Below are 20,332 nucleotides of genomic sequence, written 5' to 3'. Positions count from 1 at the left end.
GGCAATGTCATACTTTTTCCATTAGGATATATTTGCATTCCCCAAATGGGGAATTGAGGTAATATTTCCGATCCGATTAAACCTGCAAATTCTATTAAATAATCACATCTTTGTTACTTATTAAGGGTATGATTGTCCGTTGAGGCTTCTCAGCAATAGAAAGCCGGCCGCCCCAGTTCGGCCAACTGCACCTAACGTAAGCAATGCAATGAATTCAACCAATGAACGGGAGAGCTTCAGTGAGCGCCTGCAGCAGGCGCTGAAGAACGCCCACTACTCGCCCGATAGCCCGACCCGCCTCGCCAGGGAATTCAACATCCGTTTCGAAGGCCGCCCGATCACCGTGCACGCCGCTCGCAAATGGCTGGTGGGCGAAGCCATCCCGACCCAGGAAAAGTTGCGCATGATCGCCCAGTGGCTGGGCGTGCCGGCCGACTGGCTGCGCTTCGGCGGCGCGGAACATGCTGCCGCCGGCGCCGAGACGAACGGCGGCAGCGCCCGCTTCGAGTCTGCCGACGTCAAGCTGATTGCGGATTTGCAACGACTGGACGAACACCATCGCCAGCTCGCACGCGAGTTCATCCGGATGCTCGTCCGAATGAATCATCAGAAGACCGAGCAAAAATAGTTTCGCAACTGCACTTTTCGTGACTCCCGGAACGCACAAACGGCCCGGGGTAGGTCATAATCACCTTCGTGGCGAGCGGATCCGCCGCCACAGGGTCACGTCAAGGAGCAGCCGCCGTATGCGAAACAATTACGCCAACACCGCCCAGCTCAAGGAACTGATGACCGCACCGCCGATGACGGCGGCGCGCCATGCCGAGGTAATGCGACAACGCAATGCCAAGCGGCGGATGATTGAGGAAGCACGCGAGGCAAAGAAGGCCGACGAGCCTTTCGACGGCGACAAGCGCTGAACCAGCCAGGCTTTGGCCTGGCTCGGCAGTTCAGTCGTCCTGCGCGCCTTTCATGCCGCCCCAGCGCGGGGCCTGGGCGTTGTCGAGCCCGAGGAGGTCGACCGCCCGGTCGACCGTATGCTCGACCATCTCTTCGATGGTCGCCGGCCGGTGGTAGAAGCTCGGCAAGGGCGGAAACACGATCCCACCCATTTCCGTCACGGCAGTCATATTGCGCAGGTGCGCCAGGTTGAACGGCGTCTCGCGCACCATCAGCACCAGCCTGCGCCTTTCCTTCAGCATCACGTCCGCGGCGCGCGTGACGAGGTTGTCCGACAGTCCATGCGCGACGGCGGCCAGGGTCTTCATCGAACAGGGTGCGATCACCATGCCGTCGGTCTGGAACGAACCGCTGGCGATCGAGGCGCCGATGTCGCGGTTGCGGTGGACGACGTCGGCCAGTGCTTCGGCGTCGCGCCGCTGCAGGCCGAGTTCCTGGTGCAGGGTGAGGGAGGCGGCGTCGGAAATGACCAGGTGGGTCTCGACGCCGGGAGCCGCGTGCAGCCGCCGCAGCAACTGCACGCCATACACCGCGCCAGTCGCGCCTGTGATGGCGACAATAATCCGGCGCAGGCGGGCCGTCATGCTCAGCCGTTGTTCAGCAGGGCCTGCAGTTCGCCCGATTCATACATCTCGTTCATGATGTCGGAGCCGCCAACGAATTCGCCGCGCACGTAGAGCTGCGGGATGGTCGGCCAGTTCGAGTAGTCCTTGATGCCCTGGCGGACTTCCGCGTCCTCGAGCACGTTGACGGTGGCGATGTTGTCGACGCCGCAGGCTTTCAGGATCTGGATGGCGCGGCCCGAGAAGCCGCATTGCGGGAACTGGGCGGTGCCCTTCATGAACAGCACGACCGGGGTATTGGTCACGGTCTCTTTGATCCAGGTTTGAACGTCGCTCATGTGTGTGCCTTCAGTGGGAATGGATAAGATGCCGACATTTTATAAGAATTCGGCAGGGCGGGCATTGGCGGGCTTGTGACAATCGGCGGATTTTTGCCGAAAAATCCTCGCTATGATGGATTGCATGCTACTCGAACGGGAGTCACCATGACCGCCAACCGGGGCTTTGCCTCCATGCCGTCGCCGCTGTTGTGGATCATGACGGCGTTTTTCTTCATTCCGGGCCTGTACGACGTGCTGACCGGGACGCTCCAGGAGCCGCTGGAAGACCGCATGCTCGACATTGCCGAACTGCTCACCGGCGTCTTCCTGCTGTACTGCGCCGTGCAGGCTTACCGCGACCGGCGCAGCGCGATCGCGTCGCGCCGCACGACCATGGTCGGCTACGCCTGCTTCGGCCTGTTCGGCCTGTGCTTCATCGTGAAAGTGGGTGCGACCGCGCTGCGTATCTTCCCCTGACCGAAGGCGGCTGACTGCGGTATGATCGCGCGGATTTCTACCACTCCCAGGTCCCAGCCATGCAACAGCCACCCCGCCGCGGTCCGAACGCCGGCACCAATTTCCTGATCGCCGCCCTGCTCGGCATTCCCGGCATGATCAACCTCGTCGGCGGCATCATGCGCGGCGGGCTGGGCGAAATCATCTGCGGCCTCGCGGCGCTCGGCTACGCCCTGTTGCTGGTGCGCGACGCCCAGTCCATCCGCAAGACCGGCCGCCCGGCCATGCCGCAATCGCGCATGCTCCTGACCGGCTTCGGCTTCCTGAGCGTGTACATGGCCGGCCTCTACCTCAAGCACGCGGGCTGACGCCCGCTTATTTCTTCAGCTTGGCGAAGGCCGCCGCCATCGCGCCGCCGGCGTCCTGGACGGGGCGTTCCTGGCGCTGGTGCTGAGCGACACGCTTGCGGTCGTCGCGGTCGCCGCGCTGCTGCGGCTGCGCACCCGGCTGCGGCGCACTGTCCGACAGGCGCATGCTCAGCGCGATGCGCTTGCGCTTGGGGTCCACTTCCAGCACCTTGACCTTCACCACCTGGCCGGCCTTGACCACCGTGTGCGGATCCTTCACGAAGCTGGTCGACAGCGCCGAGATGTGCACCAGTCCATCCTGGTGCACGCCGATGTCGACGAAGGCGCCGAAGGCCGCGACGTTGGTGACCACGCCTTCCAGGATCATGTCCGGGCGCAGGTCCGAGATGGCTTCCACGCCTTCCTTGAAGGTCGCGGTGGTGAACTCCGGCCGCGGATCGCGGCCCGGCTTTTCGAGTTCCTTCAGGATGTCGGTCACGGTCGGCACGCCGAATTTTTCATCGGCATACTTGGCCGGGTTCAGCGACTTGATGAGGGAGCTGTCGCCGATCACCGCCTTCATGTCGCGCTTGATGTCGGCCAGGATGCGCTGCACCACCGGGTAGGATTCCGGGTGGACCGCCGAGGCGTCGAGCGGGTTCTCGCCGTTCATCACGCGCAGGAAGCCGGCCGCCTGCTCGAAGGTCTTGTCGCCCAGGCGCGGCACGGCCTTGAGCGCGGCGCGTGAGCTGAAGGCGCCCTTCATGTCGCGGTAGGACACGATGCTCTGCGCCACGCTGCTCGACAGGCCGGAGACGCGCGCCAGCAGCGGCGCCGAGGCGGTATTCACGTCCACGCCCACCGCGTTCACGCAGTCCTCGACCACCGCGTCGAGCGAGCGCGCCAGCTGGGTCTGCGACACGTCGTGCTGGTACTGGCCGACGCCGATCGACTTGGGGTCGATCTTGACCAGTTCCGCCAGCGGGTCCTGCAGGCGGCGGGCGATCGACACCGCGCCGCGCAGCGAGACGTCCAGTTCCGGCAGTTCGCGCGACGCGAATTCCGAGGCCGAGTAAACCGAGGCGCCGGCTTCCGACACGACGATCTTGGTCAGCGTGAGTTCCGGACGCTGCCTGATCAGGTCCTGGGCCAGCTTGTCGGTCTCGCGCGAGGCGGTGCCGTTGCCGATCGAGACAAGAGACACATTGTGCTTGGCTGCCAGCTGGCCCAGCACGTGCAGGGCGCCGTCCCAGTCGTTGCGCGGCTGGTGCGGGTAGACCGTGGCGGTATCGACCACCTTGCCGGTGGCGTCCACGACCGCCACCTTGACGCCGGTGCGCAGGCCCGGGTCCAGGCCCATGGTGGCGCGCGGACCGGCCGGCGCGGCCAGCAGCAGCGCCTTCAGGTTGCGGGCGAAGACCTGGATGGCGTCGAGTTCGGCCTTCTCGCGCAGCGCGCCCATCAGCTCGGTCTCGATGTACATGAAGCTCTTCACGCGCCAGGTCCAGCGCGCGGTGTCGAGCAGCCACTTGTCGGCCGGGCGGCCGGCACTCTTGATGCCGAAGGCGGCGCAGATGCGGCTTTCGCAGGGGTTGTGCGGGGCGTCCCACTTCGGCTTTTCCGGTTCCGAGTCGAGGCGCAGGCTGACGTCCAGCACGCCCTCGCGGCGGCCGCGCATCAGCGCCAGCGCGCGGTGCGAGGGGATCGTCGACAGGGTCTCCGAATAGTCGAAGTAGTCGGCGAACTTCTCGCCCGCCTCTTCCTGGCCGGCCACGACTTTTGATTCGACCACGCCGTGCTCCTGCACGTATTCGCGCAGCGACTGCAGCAGGCCCGCGTCTTCGGCGAAGCGCTCCATCAGGATCTGGCGCGCGCCGTCCAGGGCCGCCTTCAGGTCGGGCACGCCCGGGTTGGCGCCGCCGTCGGCATTGGTGAAGGCCTCGCGCAGGTAGCCGGCGGCCAGCTCGTCCGGATTCAGCGAGGGGTCGCCCAGCAGCGCCTCGGCCAGCGGCGCCAGGCCCGCTTCGATCGCGATCTGCGCCTTGGTGCGTCGCTTCTGCTTGTAGGGCAGGTAGAGGTCTTCGAGGCGGGTCTTGTCCTCGGCATGCGCGATCGCCTCGAGCAGCTCGGGCGTCATCTTGTTCTGCTCCGTGATCGACGCGATGATCGATGCGCGGCGGTCTTCGAGCTCGCGCAGGTAGCGCAGGCGCTCTTCCAGAAGCCGCAGTTGTATGTCGTCGAGTCCGCCGGTGGCTTCCTTGCGGTAGCGCGCGATGAAGGGCACGGTGGCGCCTTCGTCGAGCAGGGCGACGGCGGCGGCTACCTGGGCCGGTTTGGCGGACAGTTCGAGGGCGAGGCGTTGTTCGATGGATGGCAGCATTGGTGCGGTGGTCATGCGCATACGCGCGTGGATCTGAAAGGTCAAGCAAACAATGATACGCAATCGCGACGGATACGCCAGTCTTGACAGCGCCACCCGATCATGCGAGAACAGTCGACTGCACGTTGAATTCATTGTGCACGGACTTGCTGCGGACAAGTTTTGTCCGCTACGTGCGATTCCGAACAAAACGGAAGCGCCCGTATGAAGGATAATGTTCTTTATTGTCGTTTTTAATACAGACACACGAGACCCATGCACACAGTCGATGATCATCGCGAGAACGCCAGCGACGCACCCGCGGTTGCACCCGCAGTCGCCCGCGCTCCCGCACGCGCTCCCGCCCTGCCTGCGCCGGTGGTGAGCTGGCTGCAAAGGGTCGAAGCGGCGGCGCATCCGCAGCCCAAACTGACCGACGAGGTCGCCGATCCGAAGGCCGTGCAGTACAAGTTCGTCTACGTGATGGCGCCCACCAGCGGCGGCCGCCACGTCGCGATCTGCCTGTGCAAGGCGCGCCTGCGCCCGAACGGCGACGTCGCCGCCGCCAGCCCGGTGAGCGAAGTGTTCTCGCTGCTGTCGGCGCCACCCGCCTACCTCGAAGGCGACGACGTCGACCTGGTGCGTTTCTTCATCGCCATGCGCAGCGGCTCGACCCAGGGCACCAGCGCCACCGAACCGAAAGGCAAGGTCGGCGCGATCCTGCTGCACATGCTGCTCGAACAGGGCAAGCTTCTGTGGGCGAACTCGTGGTCCGACATGGCCAATGGCCTGGTCTATCCGCTGCAGGCCGGCCCGACCCGCCTGGCCAGCCTGGCCTGGCGCGACGAAGGCCGCGTGGCCAAGCTCGGATGGTCGGTGGAACCGGCCAAGGGCGCGACCCACAGCGCGGCCGACCAGATCGACTACATGCTGCCGACCGACCCGCCGTGGTACATCGACAACCTGTCGATCGGCCCGCTCGAGCTGAACCGCGGCGGCATCGAGATCTCGCTGGCCGAACTGCAAGCCCTGGTGGCCCAGGCCCCGGCCCTCACCGGCACCGACAAGAAGCGCGTCTCGCAGCTGCTGCTGGCCCATGGCCTGCAGTCCCTGATGCCGCTGCCGCAGCCGCTGACCCAGCGCCTGCGCAACGACGTCAAACCGATTCCCCACCTGCTGCTCGATTCGGTGCAGCTGGCCGACGGCGGCACGCCGCGCTGGCAGGACTTCGCCGTGCTGGCCTATGACTACGACGGCCAGCGCGTGTCCTTCGATCCGGCGCAGCGCGTGGTGCGCCAGATCGGCGACGTCACCGAGATCATCGAGCGCGACCCCAAGGCCGAAGCCGCGGCGCTCAACACACTCAACGAGATCGGCTTCCGCAAGCCCGTCACCGCGCCGTTCAACGCGATGGCCGGCGCGCTGGGGCTCGACAGCCAGGCGCACTGGCTGCGCTTCGCCGAGAACGACCTCGATGCGCTGTCCGACGCCGGCTGGCACGTGCAGAAGTCGGCCAAGTACCGCTACGACGTGGTGCCGGTCGAAGACTGGTATGCCGACATCGACGAACCCGAGGAAGCCGGCAATGCCTGGTTCGAGCTGGAACTGGGCATCGTGGTGGGGCGCAAGCGCGTGCCGCTGCTGCCGGTGCTGGTGCAGCTGATCCGCAGTGCGCCCGCCGACTTCGACCCGGCCGTGCTGGCCGCGCATGCCGAAGCCGACCAGATGCTGGCGACCCTGCCCGACGGCCTGCGCGTGGCGCTGCCCTGGGGCCGCCTGAAGCCCATCCTGGCCACCCTCGGCGAGCTGTACTTCAACGACAAGATCAAGGCCCGCATGCGCCTGTCGACGCTGGACGCGGCGCGCCTGGAGGACCTGGCGCGCGGCCTCGAGCTGCGCTGGACCGGCGGCGAGCGCCTGCGCGAGACCGGCCGCAAGCTGAGCCAGTTCGGCTCGGTCAAGAAGGTCGAGCCGCCTGCCGGTTTGCAGGCCACCCTGCGCGACTACCAGCTCGACGGCCTGTCGTGGATGCAGTTCCTGCGCGAGTACGACCTCGGCGGCATCCTGGCCGACGACATGGGCCTGGGTAAAACCGTCCAGACGATCGCGCACATCCTCACCGAGAAGGAAGCGGGCCGCCTGACCAGCCCGGCCCTGGTGATCGCGCCGACCAGCCTGATGACCAACTGGTTCGACGAAGCCGCGCGCTTCGCCCCGAGCCTGAAGGTGCTGCTCTTGCAGGGCAAGGAGCGCATGGACCTGTTCGACCAGATCGACAGCGCCGACATCGTCCTGACCACCTATGCGCTGCTGCCGCGCGACGAAGAGAAGCTGCGCGAGCACCACTATCACCTGGTGATCCTGGACGAGTCGCACTACATCAAGAACACCCGCTCCAAGGCGGCGCAGACGGCCGGCTCGCTGAATGCGCGCCACCGCCTGTGCCTGTCCGGTACGCCGCTCGAGAACCACCTGGGCGAGCTGTGGTCGCAGTTCCACTTCCTGCTGCCCGGCCTGCTGGGCGACGAGAAGACCTTCAACAGCCAGTTCCGCCACCCGATCGAACGCCAGGACGATGCGGTGCGCCGCATCTTGCTGAGCCGCCGCATCAAGCCTTTCCTGCTGCGCCGGACCAAGGACCACGTGGCCAAGGAACTGCCGGAGAAGACCGAGATGGTGCGCCGCATCGAACTGTCCGGCCCGCAGCGCGACCTGTACGAGACCGTGCGCCTGGCGATGGACAAGAAGGTGCGCGACGAGATCGACCGCAAGGGCGTGGCGCGCAGCCAGATCGTCATCCTGGAAGCACTGCTCAAGCTGCGCCAGGTCTGCTGCGACCCGCGCCTGGTGAAGGCCATGCCGGGCAAGAAGAACACGGCGGCGGTGTCGGCCAAGCTGACCGACCTGATGCAGATGGTCGAAGACCTGCTGGGCGAGGGCCGCAAGATCCTCGTGTTCTCGCAGTTCACCAGCATGCTGGCCCTTATCGAGGAAGAGCTCGACGCGCGCGGCATCCGCTACGCCCTGCTGACGGGCGAAACGCGCGACCGCTCGGCCCAGGTGGCCGCCTTCCAGCAGGGCGCGGTGCCGATCTTCCTGATCAGCCTGAAGGCCGGCGGCGTCGGCCTGAATCTCACCGCGGCCGACACCGTGATCCACTATGACCCATGGTGGAACCCGGCGGCCGAAAACCAGGCGACCGACCGCGCCTGGCGCATCGGGCAAGACAAGCCGGTGTTCGTGTACAAGCTGATCGCCAAGGGTACGCTGGAAGAAAAGATCCAGCTGCTGCAGCAGAAGAAGTCGGAGCTGGCGGCGTCGATCCTGTCCGAAGGCGAATCGCAGAAAATGGCGCTGACGCAGGAAGACCTGCAGGCGATCTTCGCGCCGCTGGAAGACTGATTCCCAAGGCGCGAATAAAAAAGGCGGCTGGTGTTCACCAGCCGCCTCTCGTTTTCAGGCAAATACGGACTTACTTGTAAAACGCTTCGACCTTGCCCTTCAGCTTGATCAGCATCGGCTTGCCCTTGCGGTCGAGCGTGCGGCCGGCGGCGACCTTGATCCAGCCTTCGCTCATGCAATACTCTTCCACGTCGTGGCGGTCCTTGTCGTTGAAGCGGATGCCGATCTCGCGCTGGAAGACGTCGCGGTTATGAAAAGGGCTGCTCGGGTCGATCGAGAGCCGGTCCGGGAGTGGGGGGAGGGTAGCGGTATCGTTCATAGACGCGAATTATCCACCAAAACCTTGGGAATGGCGCACTTTTCACGATACGAAGCGCCGCTGGAAGGCTCGCCGCACCCGCTTCTATACAAACCGGCAAGAGCAACGATATACTGCCCAACGATCTCCATTGTCCCATCGATAACAGAAAGTGCCCGATGACCCGTAGCACGGCTGCCGTCCCACCTGCTCCGGCCAGTCCGGAGTCAGGCATTGACAGTATCGATGTCCATTTCCGCACCATCGCCGAACTCGCCGGCGACATCGCCCTCAGCATCGACCTGCCCGGCCTCGGCCTGCGTTACCTGAGCCCGGCCTTCTTTGCATTGCTGGGCCACGATGCCGCTGCGCTGCAGGCGGCGATCGCCGGCAGCGGCCCCCGTGAAGCGCTGGGGGCCCTCGGCATGCACCTGGCGGCAGGCAGCGAGGGTGAGCCCGGCGCCCGCCGCGTGCAGGAAGTCGAGGTGCGCAACGCCGACGGCCATCCGGTCGGGCTGCAGGTGATCACGACGGTGCTGCGCAACGCGGACGGCAGCAGCTCGCTGGTGGGGCTGCTGCGCGACCTGTCGGCGCAGCGCGCCCTCCTGGCCGAGCAGCGCCGCTTCGCGAGCATGCTGAACCACGAATTCCGCACGCCGCTGGCGACCATCGACGGCGCCATCCAGCGGCTGGAAGCGACCTCCCAGGGCGCCGACGAAGCCCTGCGCCAGCGCTACCGCAAGATCGCGGTCGCGACCGACCGCCTGATCGCCATGCTCGACGAATACCTGTCGCCGGACCGCATGGCCGCGATCGGCAAGGTGCGCCAGCCGAACACGATCGCCGCGCGCGCCTTGCTCGAGGAGGGCATGAAACAGCTGCGCGAAGCGGGACGCGAGGCGCTGGTCGAGGCGGATGAACTGACGCTGGGACTGCGTGGCGAGCCCGAAGGATTGCGGTTGGCGCTGAAGGTCCTGGTCGACAATGCCCTGTTGTTCTCGCCGGCCGGCAGCCCGGTGGCGCTGGGCGCACGCCGCAGCGGCAACGGGATCGAGTTCACGGTGCGCGACCAGGGCGGAGGCGTGCCGGCGCAGGACGCCACCCACATTTTCGACAAGGGCTACCGCGGCGGCAATGCCGCCGGTTTGCCGGGCAGCGGCCTCGGTTTGTACCTGGCGCGTTCGATCGTCGACGTCCATGGCGGCCTGCTGCGACTCGCGAACACGAGGGGCGGCGCAGAATTTAAGCTCTGGCTACCCGCCATGGATATTAGCGGGCAACAACAACTTGCCTCATCCTCTCCCAACAGTGATAATCGGAACGATTATTAACATGGCTTATCCATGACGCAGATACTGATTGTTGAAGACAATGGCGAATACGCAGACGACATGGCCGAGTTCCTGAGGGAGCTCGACCACGAGGTCACGATCGCCAAGACCGCGAGCGAGATGTGGGCGGCGCTAACGCGCACGCCGGCGGCGGTCGTCGTTCTCGACCTCGGCCTGCCGGACGAAGACGGTTTCAACGTCATTCCGCGGATGCGCCAGCTGTATCCCGAGATCGGCCTGCTGGTGCTGACGGGCCGCGTCGCCTTCGACCACCGCATCCTTGGCTTGCGCCTGGGGGCCGACCACTACCTGACCAAGCCGATCAAGTTCCCCGAACTGGCGGCGCACATCGAAGCGCTGGACCGCCGCGTGCGTCCGGCCGACCCGGCGCCGGCGCCGAGCAAGTGGACCCTGCGCGTGAGCGCACGCCAGCTCGAGCTGGGCGGCAAGGTGATCGACCTGACCGAAAAGGAGTGCAATTTCCTGCACCTCCTGACCATCAACACCCGCCCGGTGCCGCGCCAGGTGATCGTGGCCGGCATGGGCGGCGAAGACCCGGACGCCAGCCGCCGGGTCGACATGCTGGTCTACCGCCTGCGCAAGAAAGCCCGCTCCGGCCTCGGCCAGGACCTGCCCCTGCGCAGCGCCTACGGCGAAGGCTACAGCCTGTCCGCCGGCTTCACCCTCGCCTGACCACCCCCTATTGGGGTCAGAGTAGAATTATTGCCCTATTGGGGTCAGAGTAGAATTATTGAGCAATTGCCCAGGTTCGGCCCATTTCCAATGAGGGTCAGAGTCGAATTGTTGGGCAAGTGCTTCTAAGATAATTGGGGTCAGTGTCGAATTATTAAGCAATTGCTCGCGTCAGACGGCGCAGACGGGTATCAAGGATGGGAAAACGCTAATTGGGGACAGAGTCCGCGATATTTTCAGCTTCCTTGAGATTAATTAGGGACAGAGTAAAGTTTCTAGGCTAGAATCCTTGCTCGACTTTTGAGCACGCCATGGCACGCCTTCCCCGACTCATCATCCCGAACCAGCCGTACCACGTTATCCAGCGTGGCAACAACCGCCAGCCCATCTTCCGCGAAGAGATCGACTACCAACGCTTCCTCGCCTGGCTGAAGGAAGCGGCACGCTTCTACGAAGTGGCGATCCATGCGTACGTGCTGATGCCCAACCACATACACCTGCTCGCGACGCCAGCCGACAATACCGGGCTGGCGCTGATGATGCAGAAGGTCGGGCGCTTCTACGTCCCCTGGTTCAATCACAAGTACGAGCGCAGCGGCGGCCTGTTCGAAGGACGTTTCCGTACTTCGCTGATCGATACCGAGCACTATTTCCTGGCCTGCAGCCGCTACATCGAGCTCAATCCGGTGCGCGCCGGCCTGACGACGGGGCCGCTCGACTATCCCTGGTCGAGCTATGCCCACCATGCCGGCGTGCGTGCCGATGGCCTCGTCACCGACCATCTGCTATACTGGGGCCTGGGCAACACGCCTTTCCAGCGCGAAGCGGCCTATACCGAACTGGTCATGCAGGGCATTCCCCAGGACGAGGTCGACTTCCTGACGACCTCGGTATTGAAGAACCAGCCTCTGGGTTCGGACGCATTCAAGGCAGAACTGGAGCGCAAAACCAGACGCCAGATCCTGCCGGCCAAGCGCGGACGGCCATTCAGGGAGCCGATTCCGCCGCTTCAGCAAGCGTAAGCAATCAGCAATCGATCAACGGCACGATTATTCGTGCCGTTTTTTTATTCACAACCTGTAACAGCACGGCAAACACGCCACTTTGTGAACTCCTGGGTCGATCCCGATCTGTGAAGCAGCACCATTCTCATCCATAAAAATCAAGGGCTTATCGATGGATAACGCGAGGTTGACCAGCCTCGATCGACTCTGTCCCCAATTAATCGCAAGTTCAAGAAGTTGTCAAACAATTCGACTCTGACCCTATTTATTCCTGTTGCCCATTCTGCTGCATTGCACTATTCTCGATTTTCGACCCCCGAAAAAGTTGTGGAGATTGCCTCATGATTGCCCAAGGTTTGTACGATCCCGCCAATGAACACGATGCCTGCGGCGTCGGTTTCATCGCCCATATCAAGGGCAACAAGAGCCACTCGATCATCGAGCAGGGCCTGCAGATCCTGAAGAACCTCGACCACCGCGGCGCGGTCGGCGCCGATGCCCTGATGGGCGACGGCGCCGGTATCCTGATCCAGATCCCGGACCAGTACTTCCGCGACGAGATGGCCAAGCAGGGCGTGGAACTGCCGCCGCCCGGCGAATACGGCGTCGGCATGGTGTTCCTGCCGAAGGAGCACGCCTCGCGCATCGCCTGCGAACAGGAAATCGAACGCGCCGTGCGCATCGAAGGCCAGGTCGTGCTCGGCTGGCGCAACGTGCCGGTCGACGAGACCATGCCGATGTCGCCCTTCGTGAAAGCCAAAGAGCCGGTGATCCGCCAGATCTTCATCGGCCGCGGCCCGGACATCATGGTCACCGATGCGCTCGAGCGTAAGCTCTACGTGATCCGCAAATCCTCCGGCCACGCGATCCAGGCCCTGAAGCTCCTGCACGGCAAGGAGTTCTTCGTGCCCTCGATGTCGGCCCGCACCATCGTCTACAAGGGCCTGCTGCTGGCCGACCAGGTCGGCGTCTACTACAAGGACCTGCAGGACCCGCGCTGCATCTCCGCCTTGAGCCTGGTGCACCAGCGCTTCTCGACCAACACCTTCCCGGAATGGCCGCTGGCCCACCCTTACCGCCTGATCGCGCACAACGGCGAGATCAACACCGTCAAGGGCAACTTCAACTGGACCCGCGCCCGCGAAGGCATGCTGAAATCTGCCGTGCTGGGCGAAGACCTGGGCAAGCTGTTCCCGCTGATCTATGAAGGCCAGTCCGACACCGCCTGCTTCGACAACGCGCTCGAACTGCTGGTGATGGCCGGCTATCCCGTAGCCCAGGCGATGATGATGATGATCCCGGAAGCCTGGGAGAACCACACCTCGATGGACGACAACCGCCGCGCCTTCTACGAATACCACGCCGCGATGATGGAACCATGGGACGGCCCGGCCGCCATGGCCTTCACCGACGGCCGCCACATCGGCGGCACCCTGGACCGCAACGGCCTGCGTCCGGCGCGCTACGTCATCACCGAGGACGACCTGGTGGTGATGGCTTCCGAATCCGGCGTGCTGCCGATCCCGGAATCGCGCATCGTCAAGAAATGGCGCCTCCAGCCGGGCAAGATGTTCCTGATCGACCTCGAAGCCGGCCGCATCATCGACGACAAGGAACTGAAGGACACCTACTCGAACGCCAAGCCATATAAAGCCTGGATCAAGTCGGTGCGCATCAAGCTCAACGAAATCAAGCTGTCGGAATCGCAGCTGGCCCAGCACCGCGTGAAAGACCAGCCGGCGCAAGGCGAAAAGACCGCGGTCCCGCTGCTGGACCGCCAGCAGGCCTTCGGCTACACCCAGGAAGACCTGAAGTTCCTGATGGCGCCGATGGCGGTGCTCGGCGAAGAAGCCACCGGCTCGATGGGCAACGACTCGCCGCTGGCGGTCATGTCGAACAAACTCAAGCCGCTGTATAACTACTTCAAGCAGCTGTTCGCCCAGGTGACCAACCCGCCGATCGACCCGATCCGCGAAGCCATGGTGATGTCGCTGGTGTCCTTCATCGGACCGAAGCCGAACCTGCTGGACACGAACAACGTCAACCCGCCGATGCGTCTCGAAGTCTCGCAGCCTGTCCTCGGCTTCGACGACATGGCGCGCCTGCGCTCCATCAGCCTGCACACCGGCGGCAAGTTCAAGTCGTATGAGCTGAATATCTGCTATCCGGTGGCCTGGGGCAAGGAAGGCATCGAAGCCTCGCTGGCATCGCTGTGCGCGGAAGCCGTGGACGCGGTCAAGTCGGGCCACAACATCCTGATCGTCTCGGACCGCAACATGTCGTCCGAGCAGGTCGCGATTCCCGCGCTGCTCGCGACCTCGACCATCCACCAGCACCTGGTCGGCCGCGGCCTGCGCGCCTCCACCGGCCTGGTGGTCGAAACCGGCTCGGCGCGCGAGACCCACCACTTCGCCCTGTTGGCGGGCTACGGCGCGGAAGCCGTGCACCCCTACCTGGCCCTGGAAACCCTGGCCGACCTGGCGCACAACCTGCCGCACGAGATGGACGCCGACAAGGCGATCTACAACTACACCAAGGCGGTCGGCAAGGGCCTGATGAAGGTGATGTCCAAGATGGGCATCTCCACCTACATGTCCTATTGCGGCGCCCAGATCTTCGAAGCCGTGGGCCTGAACAAGTCGCTGGTCGACAAGTACTTCCGCGGCACCTCGTCGACCGTCGAAGGCATCGGCCTGTTCGAAGTGGCCGAGGAAGCGCTGCGCCTGCATGCACTGGCCTTCAGCAACGACCCGGTGCTGGCCAACGCGCTCGACACCGGCGGCGAATACGCCTTCCGCGTGCGCGGCGAAGACCACCTGTGGACCCCGGACGCGATCGCGAAACTGCAGCACTCGACCCGCGCCAACAACTTCAGCACCTATAAAGAGTACGCGCAGATCATCAACGACCAGAGCCGCCGCCACCTGACGCTGCGCGGCCTGTTCGAGTTCAAGATCGATCCGTCGAAAGCCATCCCGCTGGAAGAAGTCGAGCCGGCCAAGGAAATCGTCAAGCGCTTCGCGACTGGCGCCATGTCGCTCGGCTCGATCTCGACCGAGGCGCACGCCACGCTGGCCATCGCCATGAACCGCATCGGCGGCAAATCGAACACCGGCGAAGGCGGCGAAGACCCGCGCCGCTACATGGGCGAGTTCAAGGGCATCAAGATCGCCAAGGGCGAGACCCTGGCCTCGATCCTGGGCTCGGACCGCGTGGTGGCCGACATCCCGCTGGAAGAGGGCGACTCGCTGCGCTCGAAGATCAAGCAGGTGGCGTCGGGCCGCTTCGGCGTCTCCGCCGAGTACCTGGCATCGGCCGACCAGATCCAGATCAAGATGGCGCAGGGCGCCAAGCCGGGCGAAGGCGGCCAGCTGCCGGGCCACAAGGTGACCGAGTACATCGCCTCGCTGCGCGTGTCGGTGCCGGGCGTGGGTCTGATCTCGCCGCCGCCGCACCACGACATCTATTCGATCGAAGACCTGGCGCAACTGATCCACGACCTCAAGAACGCCAACCCGAGCGCCTCGATCTCGGTGAAGCTGGTCTCGGAAGTCGGCATCGGCACCGTCGCCGCGGGCGTCTCGAAGGCCAAGGCCGACCACGTGGTGGTTGCCGGCCATGACGGCGGCACCGGTGCCTCGCCGCTGTCCTCGGTCAAGCACGCCGGCACCCCGTGGGAGCTGGGCCTGGCCGAGACCCAGCAGACGCTGGTGCTGAACGGCCTGCGCAGCCGCATCCGCGTCCAGGCCGACGGCCAGATGCGTACCGGCCGTGACGTGGTCGTCGCTGCGATGCTGGGCGCCGACGAAATCGGCTTCGCCACCGCACCGCTGGTGGTCGAAGGCTGCATCATGATGCGCAAGTGCCACCTGAATACCTGCCCGGTCGGCGTGGCTACGCAAGACCCGGTCCTGCGCGCCAAGTTCCAGGGCAAGCCGGAACACGTGGTGAACTACTTCTTCTTCGTCGCCGAAGAAGCGCGCCAGCTGATGGCGCAGCTGGGCATCCGCAGCTACGACGAACTGATCGGCCGTACCGACCTGCTCGACAAGGCACGTGCGGTCCAGCACTGGAAGGCGCAGGGCCTGGACTTCTCGAACATCTTCTACCAGCCGAAGGTCGACTCGCCGCGCGCCCTGCTCCACACCGATGCCCAGGACCATGGCCTGGACAAGGCGCTGGACCACAAGCTGATCGCACAGGCCAAGGCCGCGCTGGAGAAGGGCGAGCGCGTGTCCTTCATCTCGCCGGTGAAGAACCTGAACCGCACCGTGGGCACCATGCTGTCGGGCGAAGTGGCCAAGCGCTACGGCCATGCCGGCCTGCCGGACGACACCATCCACATCCAGCTGCAGGGCACTGCCGGCCAGTCGGCCGCTGCCTTCCTGGCGGCGGGCATCACGATCGACCTGGTGGGTGAGGGCAACGACTACGTCGGCAAGGGCCTGTCGGGCGGCCGCATCATCGTGCGTCCGAACACCGAGTTCCGCGGCTGGGCGGTGGACAACATCATCGTCGGCAACACCGTGCTGTACGGCGCAATTTCCGGCGAAGCCTTCTTCAACGGCGTGGCCGGCGAGCGTTTCGCGGTGCGTAACTCGGGCGCCGTCGCGGTGGTCGAGGGCTGCGGCGACCACGGTTGCGAATACATGACCGGCGGCACCGTGGTGGTGCTGGGCGAGACCGGCCGCAACTTCGCGGCGGGCATGTCGGGCGGTGTCGCCTATGTGTACGACCCGAAGGGCGAGTTCGAAGGCAAGTGCAATACCACGATGGTGAACCTGGAGCCGGTGCTGACGACCAAGCAGCAGGGTCAGGCTGGCCCGGCCGGCTGGCACAGCCAGACCCGCAACGGCGAGCGCGAGTCGGACGAAACCATCCTGCGCCGCCTGATCGAACGCCACTTCAAGCACACCGGTTCGACCCGCGCGCGCAACCTGCTGGACGACTGGGCCAACAGCCGCGGCAAGTTCGTGAAGGTCTTCCCGACCGACTACAAGCGCGCGCTCGAGGAGATGCACAACTCGAGCATGGAAGAAGCGAACGACAAGATCGAGCTCGCAGCTTAAAAAGATAAGGAAAACACAACGTGGGCAAAATTACCGGCTTCATGGAATTCGAACGGCAGGAAGAGGGCCACCTCGAGCCGACCGATCGCGTCAAGAACTACAAGGAATTCGTGCTGACCCTGACCGACGGCCAGGCCAAGGTCCAGGGCGCACGCTGCATGGATTGCGGCATCCCCTTCTGTAACACGGGCTGCCCGGTCAACAACCAGATCCCGGACTGGAACGACCTGGTCTATCACGGCAACTACCGCTCGGCGGTCGAGAACCTTCACTCGACCAATAACTTCCCCGAGTTCACCGGCCGCATCTGCCCGGCGCCCTGCGAATCGGCCTGCACGCTCGGCATCAACGACGACCCGGTCGGCATCAAGTCGATCGAACGCAAGATCGCCGACGCCGGCTGGGAGCACGGCTGGATCGTGCCGCAGCCGCCCGCCGTCAAGACCGGCAAGACGGTCGCCGTGGTCGGCTCCGGCCCGGCCGGCCTGGCCGCCGCCCAGCAGCTGGCGCGCGCCGGCCACGACGTGACCGTGTTCGAGAAGAGCGACCGCATCGGCGGCCTGCTGCGCTACGGCATCCCCGACTTCAAGATGGAGAAGGACCTGATCGACCGCCGCGTGGAACAGATGAAGGCGGAAGGCGTGGTCTTCCGCACCAGTGTCCTGATCGGCAAGGACTTCCCGGCCACCGTCAGCAACATGGCGCGCGACACCATCTTCCCGGAAGACCTGGAAAAGGACTTCGACGCCGTGGTGCTGGCCGGCGGCGCCGAGCAGCCGCGCGACCTGCCGGTCCCCGGCCGTGAACTGAAGGGCGTGCACTTCGCGATGGACTTCCTGCCGCAGCAAAACCGGGTCAATGCCGGCGACAAGCTGAAGGACCAGATCAAGGCCACCGGCAAGCACGTGGTCGTGATCGGCGGCGGCGACACCGGTTCCGACTGCGTCGGCACCTCGAACCGCCACGGCGCCGCTTCGGTGACCCAGTTCGAACTGATGCCGATGCCGCCGGAGCAGGAAAACAAGCCGCTGGTCTGGCCCTACTGGCCGACTCGCCTGCGCACCTCGTCCTCGCACGAGGAAGGCTGCCAGCGCGACTGGGCGGTGGCGACCAAGCGCCTGGAAGGCAAGGGCGGCAAGGTGGACAAGCTGGTCGCCTGCCGCGTCGAATGGAAAGACGGCAAGATGGTCGAGGTGCCGGACTCCGAGTTCGAGATGAAGGCCGACCTGGTCTTCCTGGCCATGGGCTTCGTGTCGCCGGTGCAGAACGTGCTGGACGCCTTCGGGGTGCAGAAGGATGCGCGCGGCAATGCCCGCGCCGCGACCGAGGGCGAGCGTTCCTACCAGACCTCGAAGCCGAAGGTGTTCGCAGCCGGCGATATGCGCCGCGGCCAGTCGCTGGTGGTGTGGGCGATCCGCGAAGGGCGCCAGTGCGCCCGTTCGGTTGACGAATTCCTGATGGGCAGTTCGGTGCTGCCGCGCTGATTCCAGCGAACAAGAACCAAGGCGGCTAAGGCCGCCTTTTCTTTTTGGCGGCTCCAGAATACTGTGGACAGCGTCCAACAGCCCAGTGGTATTTACCGCTGACGGACGGACTTGTGTGCGTGCCCGCACGATGACCAACCGAGCAATGTTCGTAGGCTAAGCCTTATTGCAGTGCATCAGATGAAATAAAATACCATGCGGACAAAAAGATACATCCGCAAATGTATGGTAGGTTGCTCTGCAGTATTTATTGATATGATTCAATAAATACTATGTTGCGAGATATACATATCCCTTAAAAAACAGGGCCTTACAAGCGGTAATATCTGACCCATCGGTTATTTTTCTTGCATCAAGATCGCCACGAAGCGCCCCAAAATGGCCTGCCTCAAGCGGGGATGTAACTTTCTGCACTACAATAACGGATTACCTAAATACCAAACATGCTGTGTCCAACCTAGTCGAAATCCGCGATCTGCACTTTGCGTACGGAGAGCGTTCCATCCTGTCGAACCTCCGCATGGACTTTCCACGCGGCAAGCTCGTGGCCGTCATGGGCGGTTCGGGCTGTGGCAAGACCACGGTCCTGCGCCTGATCGGCGGCCAGATCCGCCCGCAGCGCGGCGAGGTGCGCGTGGGCGGCGAGGTCGTGCACCAGCTGAACACCGAGGGCCTGTACCGCCTGCGCCGCCGCATGGGCATGCTGTTCCAGTTCGGTGCGCTGTTCACCGATCTGTCGGTGTTCGACAACGTGGCCTTCCCGCTGCGCGAACACACCGACCTGCCGGAAGAGCTGATCCGCGACCTGGTCCTGATGAAGCTGAATGCCGTCGGACTGCGCAATGCGCACCGCCTGAAACCGGCCGAGATCTCGGGCGGCATGGCGCGCCGTGTCGCGGTTGCCCGCGCGGTCGCGCTCGACCCCGAACTGATCATGTACGACGAGCCCTTCGCCGGCCTCGACCCGATCTCGATGGGCGTCACCGCCAACCTGATCCGCAACCTGAACGACGCCCTCGGCTCGACCTCGATCCTGGTCTCGCACGATGTGCACGAGTGCTTCGCGATCGCCGACTACGTGTATTTCATGTCGGCGGGCAAGATCGTCGCCGAAGGCACGCCGGCCGACCTGCGCGTGTCGGAAGACCCGTACGTGAAGCAGTTCGTGAACGCCGCGCCGGACGGACCGGTGCCCTTCCACTACCCCGGCAAGTCGCTGGCCGACGACCTCGGCCTGGGAGTGCGCAAATGATCACGCGCCTCCTGGAAACCGTCGGCCGCACCGTGCGCGAAGCCATCGCCAGCGTCGGCTTCGCCACCCGTGCCTTCTTCAACCTGCTCGGCGTCTCGCCCGGCGCCTTCAAGCGCCCGGCCCTGATCTCGGAGCAGATCCACTTCATCGGCAACTATTCGCTGGTGATCATCATCGTGTCCGGCCTGTTCGTCGGCATGGTGCTCGGCCTGCAGGGTTATTACACGCTGAACCAGTACGGCGCCGAACAGGCGCTCGGCCAGGTCGTGGCCTTGGCCCTGGTGCGCGAGCTGGGCCCGGTGGTGACCGCGCTGCTGTTCGCGGGCCGCGCCGGCACCTCGCTCACCGCCCAGATCGGCCTCATGAAGGCCGGCGAGCAACTGTCCGCCATGGAAATGATGGCCATTAATCCGGTCCAGCGCGTGCTGGCGCCGCGCTTCTGGGGCGGCGTCATCGCGATGCCGATCCTGGCTGCCGTGTTCTCGGCCGTGGGCGTGTTCGGCGGCTACCTGGTCGGCGTGCAGCTGATCGGCGTGGACGAAGGCGCGTTCTGGTCGCAGATGCAGTCCGGCGTGGATGTGCGTGCTGACGTACTGAACGGTGTACTCAAAAGCTTTATCTTCGGTATCGCGGTCACGTTCACGGCGCTGTTCCAGGGTTACCAGACCAAGCCGACCCCCGAGGACGTATCGCGTGCCACCACGCGCACCGTCGTCATCGCGTCGCTGATGGTCTGGGGCCTGGACTTCATCATGACCGCCTTGATGTTCAATAAGTAATAAATTAAACAAGAT

16 protein-coding genes are annotated in these 20,332 nt (G+C 64.4%); 12 read left to right on the top strand and 4 right to left on the bottom strand.

Going from position 1 to position 20,332, the window contains the following annotated elements:
* The first annotated feature begins 208 nt into the window (after window positions 1-208).
* Together AC56LK_RS12835 and AC56LK_RS12830 are read left to right on the top strand one after the other, a co-directional pair.
* Window positions 209-628: a hypothetical protein gene (locus AC56LK_RS12835; RefSeq protein ID WP_497184892.1), complete on the top strand. Its 420-nt coding sequence runs from the start codon at window positions 209-211 to the stop codon at window positions 626-628.
* A gap of 118 nt (window positions 629-746) precedes the next feature.
* Window positions 747-920, top strand: a complete 174-nt coding sequence (locus tag AC56LK_RS12830; RefSeq protein WP_497184891.1) for a hypothetical protein — start codon at window positions 747-749, stop codon at window positions 918-920.
* A 30-nt stretch (window positions 921-950) separates the two neighbouring features.
* Here AC56LK_RS12830 and AC56LK_RS12825 read toward each other — a convergent pair whose 3' ends face one another.
* Complete coding sequence (locus tag AC56LK_RS12825; RefSeq protein WP_497184890.1) at window positions 951-1,544, bottom strand: UbiX family flavin prenyltransferase; 594 nt, start codon at window positions 1,542-1,544, stop codon at window positions 951-953.
* 2 nt (window positions 1,545-1,546) lie between these two features.
* Window positions 1,547-1,861 carry a Grx4 family monothiol glutaredoxin gene (grxD, locus tag AC56LK_RS12820; RefSeq protein WP_497184889.1) on the bottom strand — a complete coding sequence of 105 codons (315 nt, stop codon included), beginning with the start codon at window positions 1,859-1,861 and terminating at the stop codon, window positions 1,547-1,549.
* 147 nt (window positions 1,862-2,008) lie between these two features.
* Between grxD and AC56LK_RS12815 the strand changes: the two genes are divergently transcribed.
* Both AC56LK_RS12815 and AC56LK_RS12810 read left to right on the top strand, forming a co-directional pair.
* Window positions 2,009-2,320 carry a hypothetical protein gene (locus AC56LK_RS12815; RefSeq protein WP_497184888.1) on the top strand — a complete coding sequence of 104 codons (312 nt, stop codon included), beginning with the start codon at window positions 2,009-2,011 and terminating at the stop codon, window positions 2,318-2,320.
* Between the two features lie 59 nt (window positions 2,321-2,379).
* Window positions 2,380-2,667 (top strand): hypothetical protein, encoded by a 288-nt coding sequence (locus AC56LK_RS12810; RefSeq protein ID WP_497184887.1) that lies wholly within the window; start codon window positions 2,380-2,382, stop codon window positions 2,665-2,667.
* A 7-nt stretch (window positions 2,668-2,674) separates the two neighbouring features.
* Here AC56LK_RS12810 and AC56LK_RS12805 read toward each other — a convergent pair whose 3' ends face one another.
* Window positions 2,675-5,026 carry a Tex family protein gene (locus AC56LK_RS12805; protein ID WP_497184997.1) on the bottom strand — a complete coding sequence of 784 codons (2,352 nt, stop codon included), beginning with the start codon at window positions 5,024-5,026 and terminating at the stop codon, window positions 2,675-2,677.
* A gap of 255 nt (window positions 5,027-5,281) precedes the next feature.
* Here AC56LK_RS12805 and AC56LK_RS12800 point away from each other — a divergent pair, with 255 nt between their 5' ends.
* Complete coding sequence (locus AC56LK_RS12800) at window positions 5,282-8,407, top strand: DEAD/DEAH box helicase (RefSeq protein WP_497184886.1); 3,126 nt, start codon at window positions 5,282-5,284, stop codon at window positions 8,405-8,407.
* Between the two features lie 70 nt (window positions 8,408-8,477).
* Here the strand turns inward: AC56LK_RS12800 and AC56LK_RS12795 are convergent, their stop codons facing one another.
* Complete coding sequence (locus AC56LK_RS12795; protein WP_027866436.1) at window positions 8,478-8,726, bottom strand: DUF3297 family protein; 249 nt, start codon at window positions 8,724-8,726, stop codon at window positions 8,478-8,480.
* Window positions 8,727-8,884: 158 nt separating this feature from the next.
* On the opposite strand from AC56LK_RS12795, the gene AC56LK_RS12790 reads away from it, so the two are divergent.
* The 7 genes from AC56LK_RS12790 to mlaE all read left to right on the top strand — a co-directional run bounded on the left by AC56LK_RS12790 (window position 8,885) and on the right by mlaE (window position 20,317).
* Window positions 8,885-10,036 carry a PAS domain-containing sensor histidine kinase gene (locus AC56LK_RS12790; RefSeq protein WP_497184885.1) on the top strand — a complete coding sequence of 384 codons (1,152 nt, stop codon included), beginning with the start codon at window positions 8,885-8,887 and terminating at the stop codon, window positions 10,034-10,036.
* A 12-nt stretch (window positions 10,037-10,048) separates the two neighbouring features.
* Window positions 10,049-10,729 (top strand): response regulator transcription factor, encoded by a 681-nt coding sequence (locus AC56LK_RS12785; protein ID WP_436103775.1) that lies wholly within the window; start codon window positions 10,049-10,051, stop codon window positions 10,727-10,729.
* Window positions 10,730-11,040: 311 nt separating this feature from the next.
* On the top strand, window positions 11,041-11,751 hold the full coding sequence (locus AC56LK_RS12780; RefSeq protein WP_497184884.1) for a transposase: 711 nt from the start codon (window positions 11,041-11,043) through the stop codon (window positions 11,749-11,751).
* A 323-nt stretch (window positions 11,752-12,074) separates the two neighbouring features.
* Window positions 12,075-16,802 carry a glutamate synthase-related protein gene (locus tag AC56LK_RS12775; protein WP_497184883.1) on the top strand — a complete coding sequence of 1,576 codons (4,728 nt, stop codon included), beginning with the start codon at window positions 12,075-12,077 and terminating at the stop codon, window positions 16,800-16,802.
* Between the two features lie 20 nt (window positions 16,803-16,822).
* Window positions 16,823-18,286 carry a glutamate synthase subunit beta gene (locus tag AC56LK_RS12770; protein WP_497184882.1) on the top strand — a complete coding sequence of 488 codons (1,464 nt, stop codon included), beginning with the start codon at window positions 16,823-16,825 and terminating at the stop codon, window positions 18,284-18,286.
* Between the two features lie 448 nt (window positions 18,287-18,734).
* Window positions 18,735-19,538 (top strand): ABC transporter ATP-binding protein, encoded by an 804-nt coding sequence (locus tag AC56LK_RS12765; RefSeq protein WP_436103779.1) that lies wholly within the window; start codon window positions 18,735-18,737, stop codon window positions 19,536-19,538.
* Window positions 19,535-20,317, top strand: a complete 783-nt coding sequence (mlaE, locus tag AC56LK_RS12760; protein ID WP_497184881.1) for a lipid asymmetry maintenance ABC transporter permease subunit MlaE — start codon at window positions 19,535-19,537, stop codon at window positions 20,315-20,317. Before AC56LK_RS12765 ends, mlaE begins: the two co-directional genes overlap by 4 nt.
* Window positions 20,318-20,332 lie beyond the last annotated feature (15 nt).

The sequence above is a fragment of the Telluria sp. ZB4P36 genome, from assembly GCF_059685865.1.
Note: the sequence above shows the minus strand (reverse complement) of the source record. Positions and strands in the feature narration are given on the sequence as shown.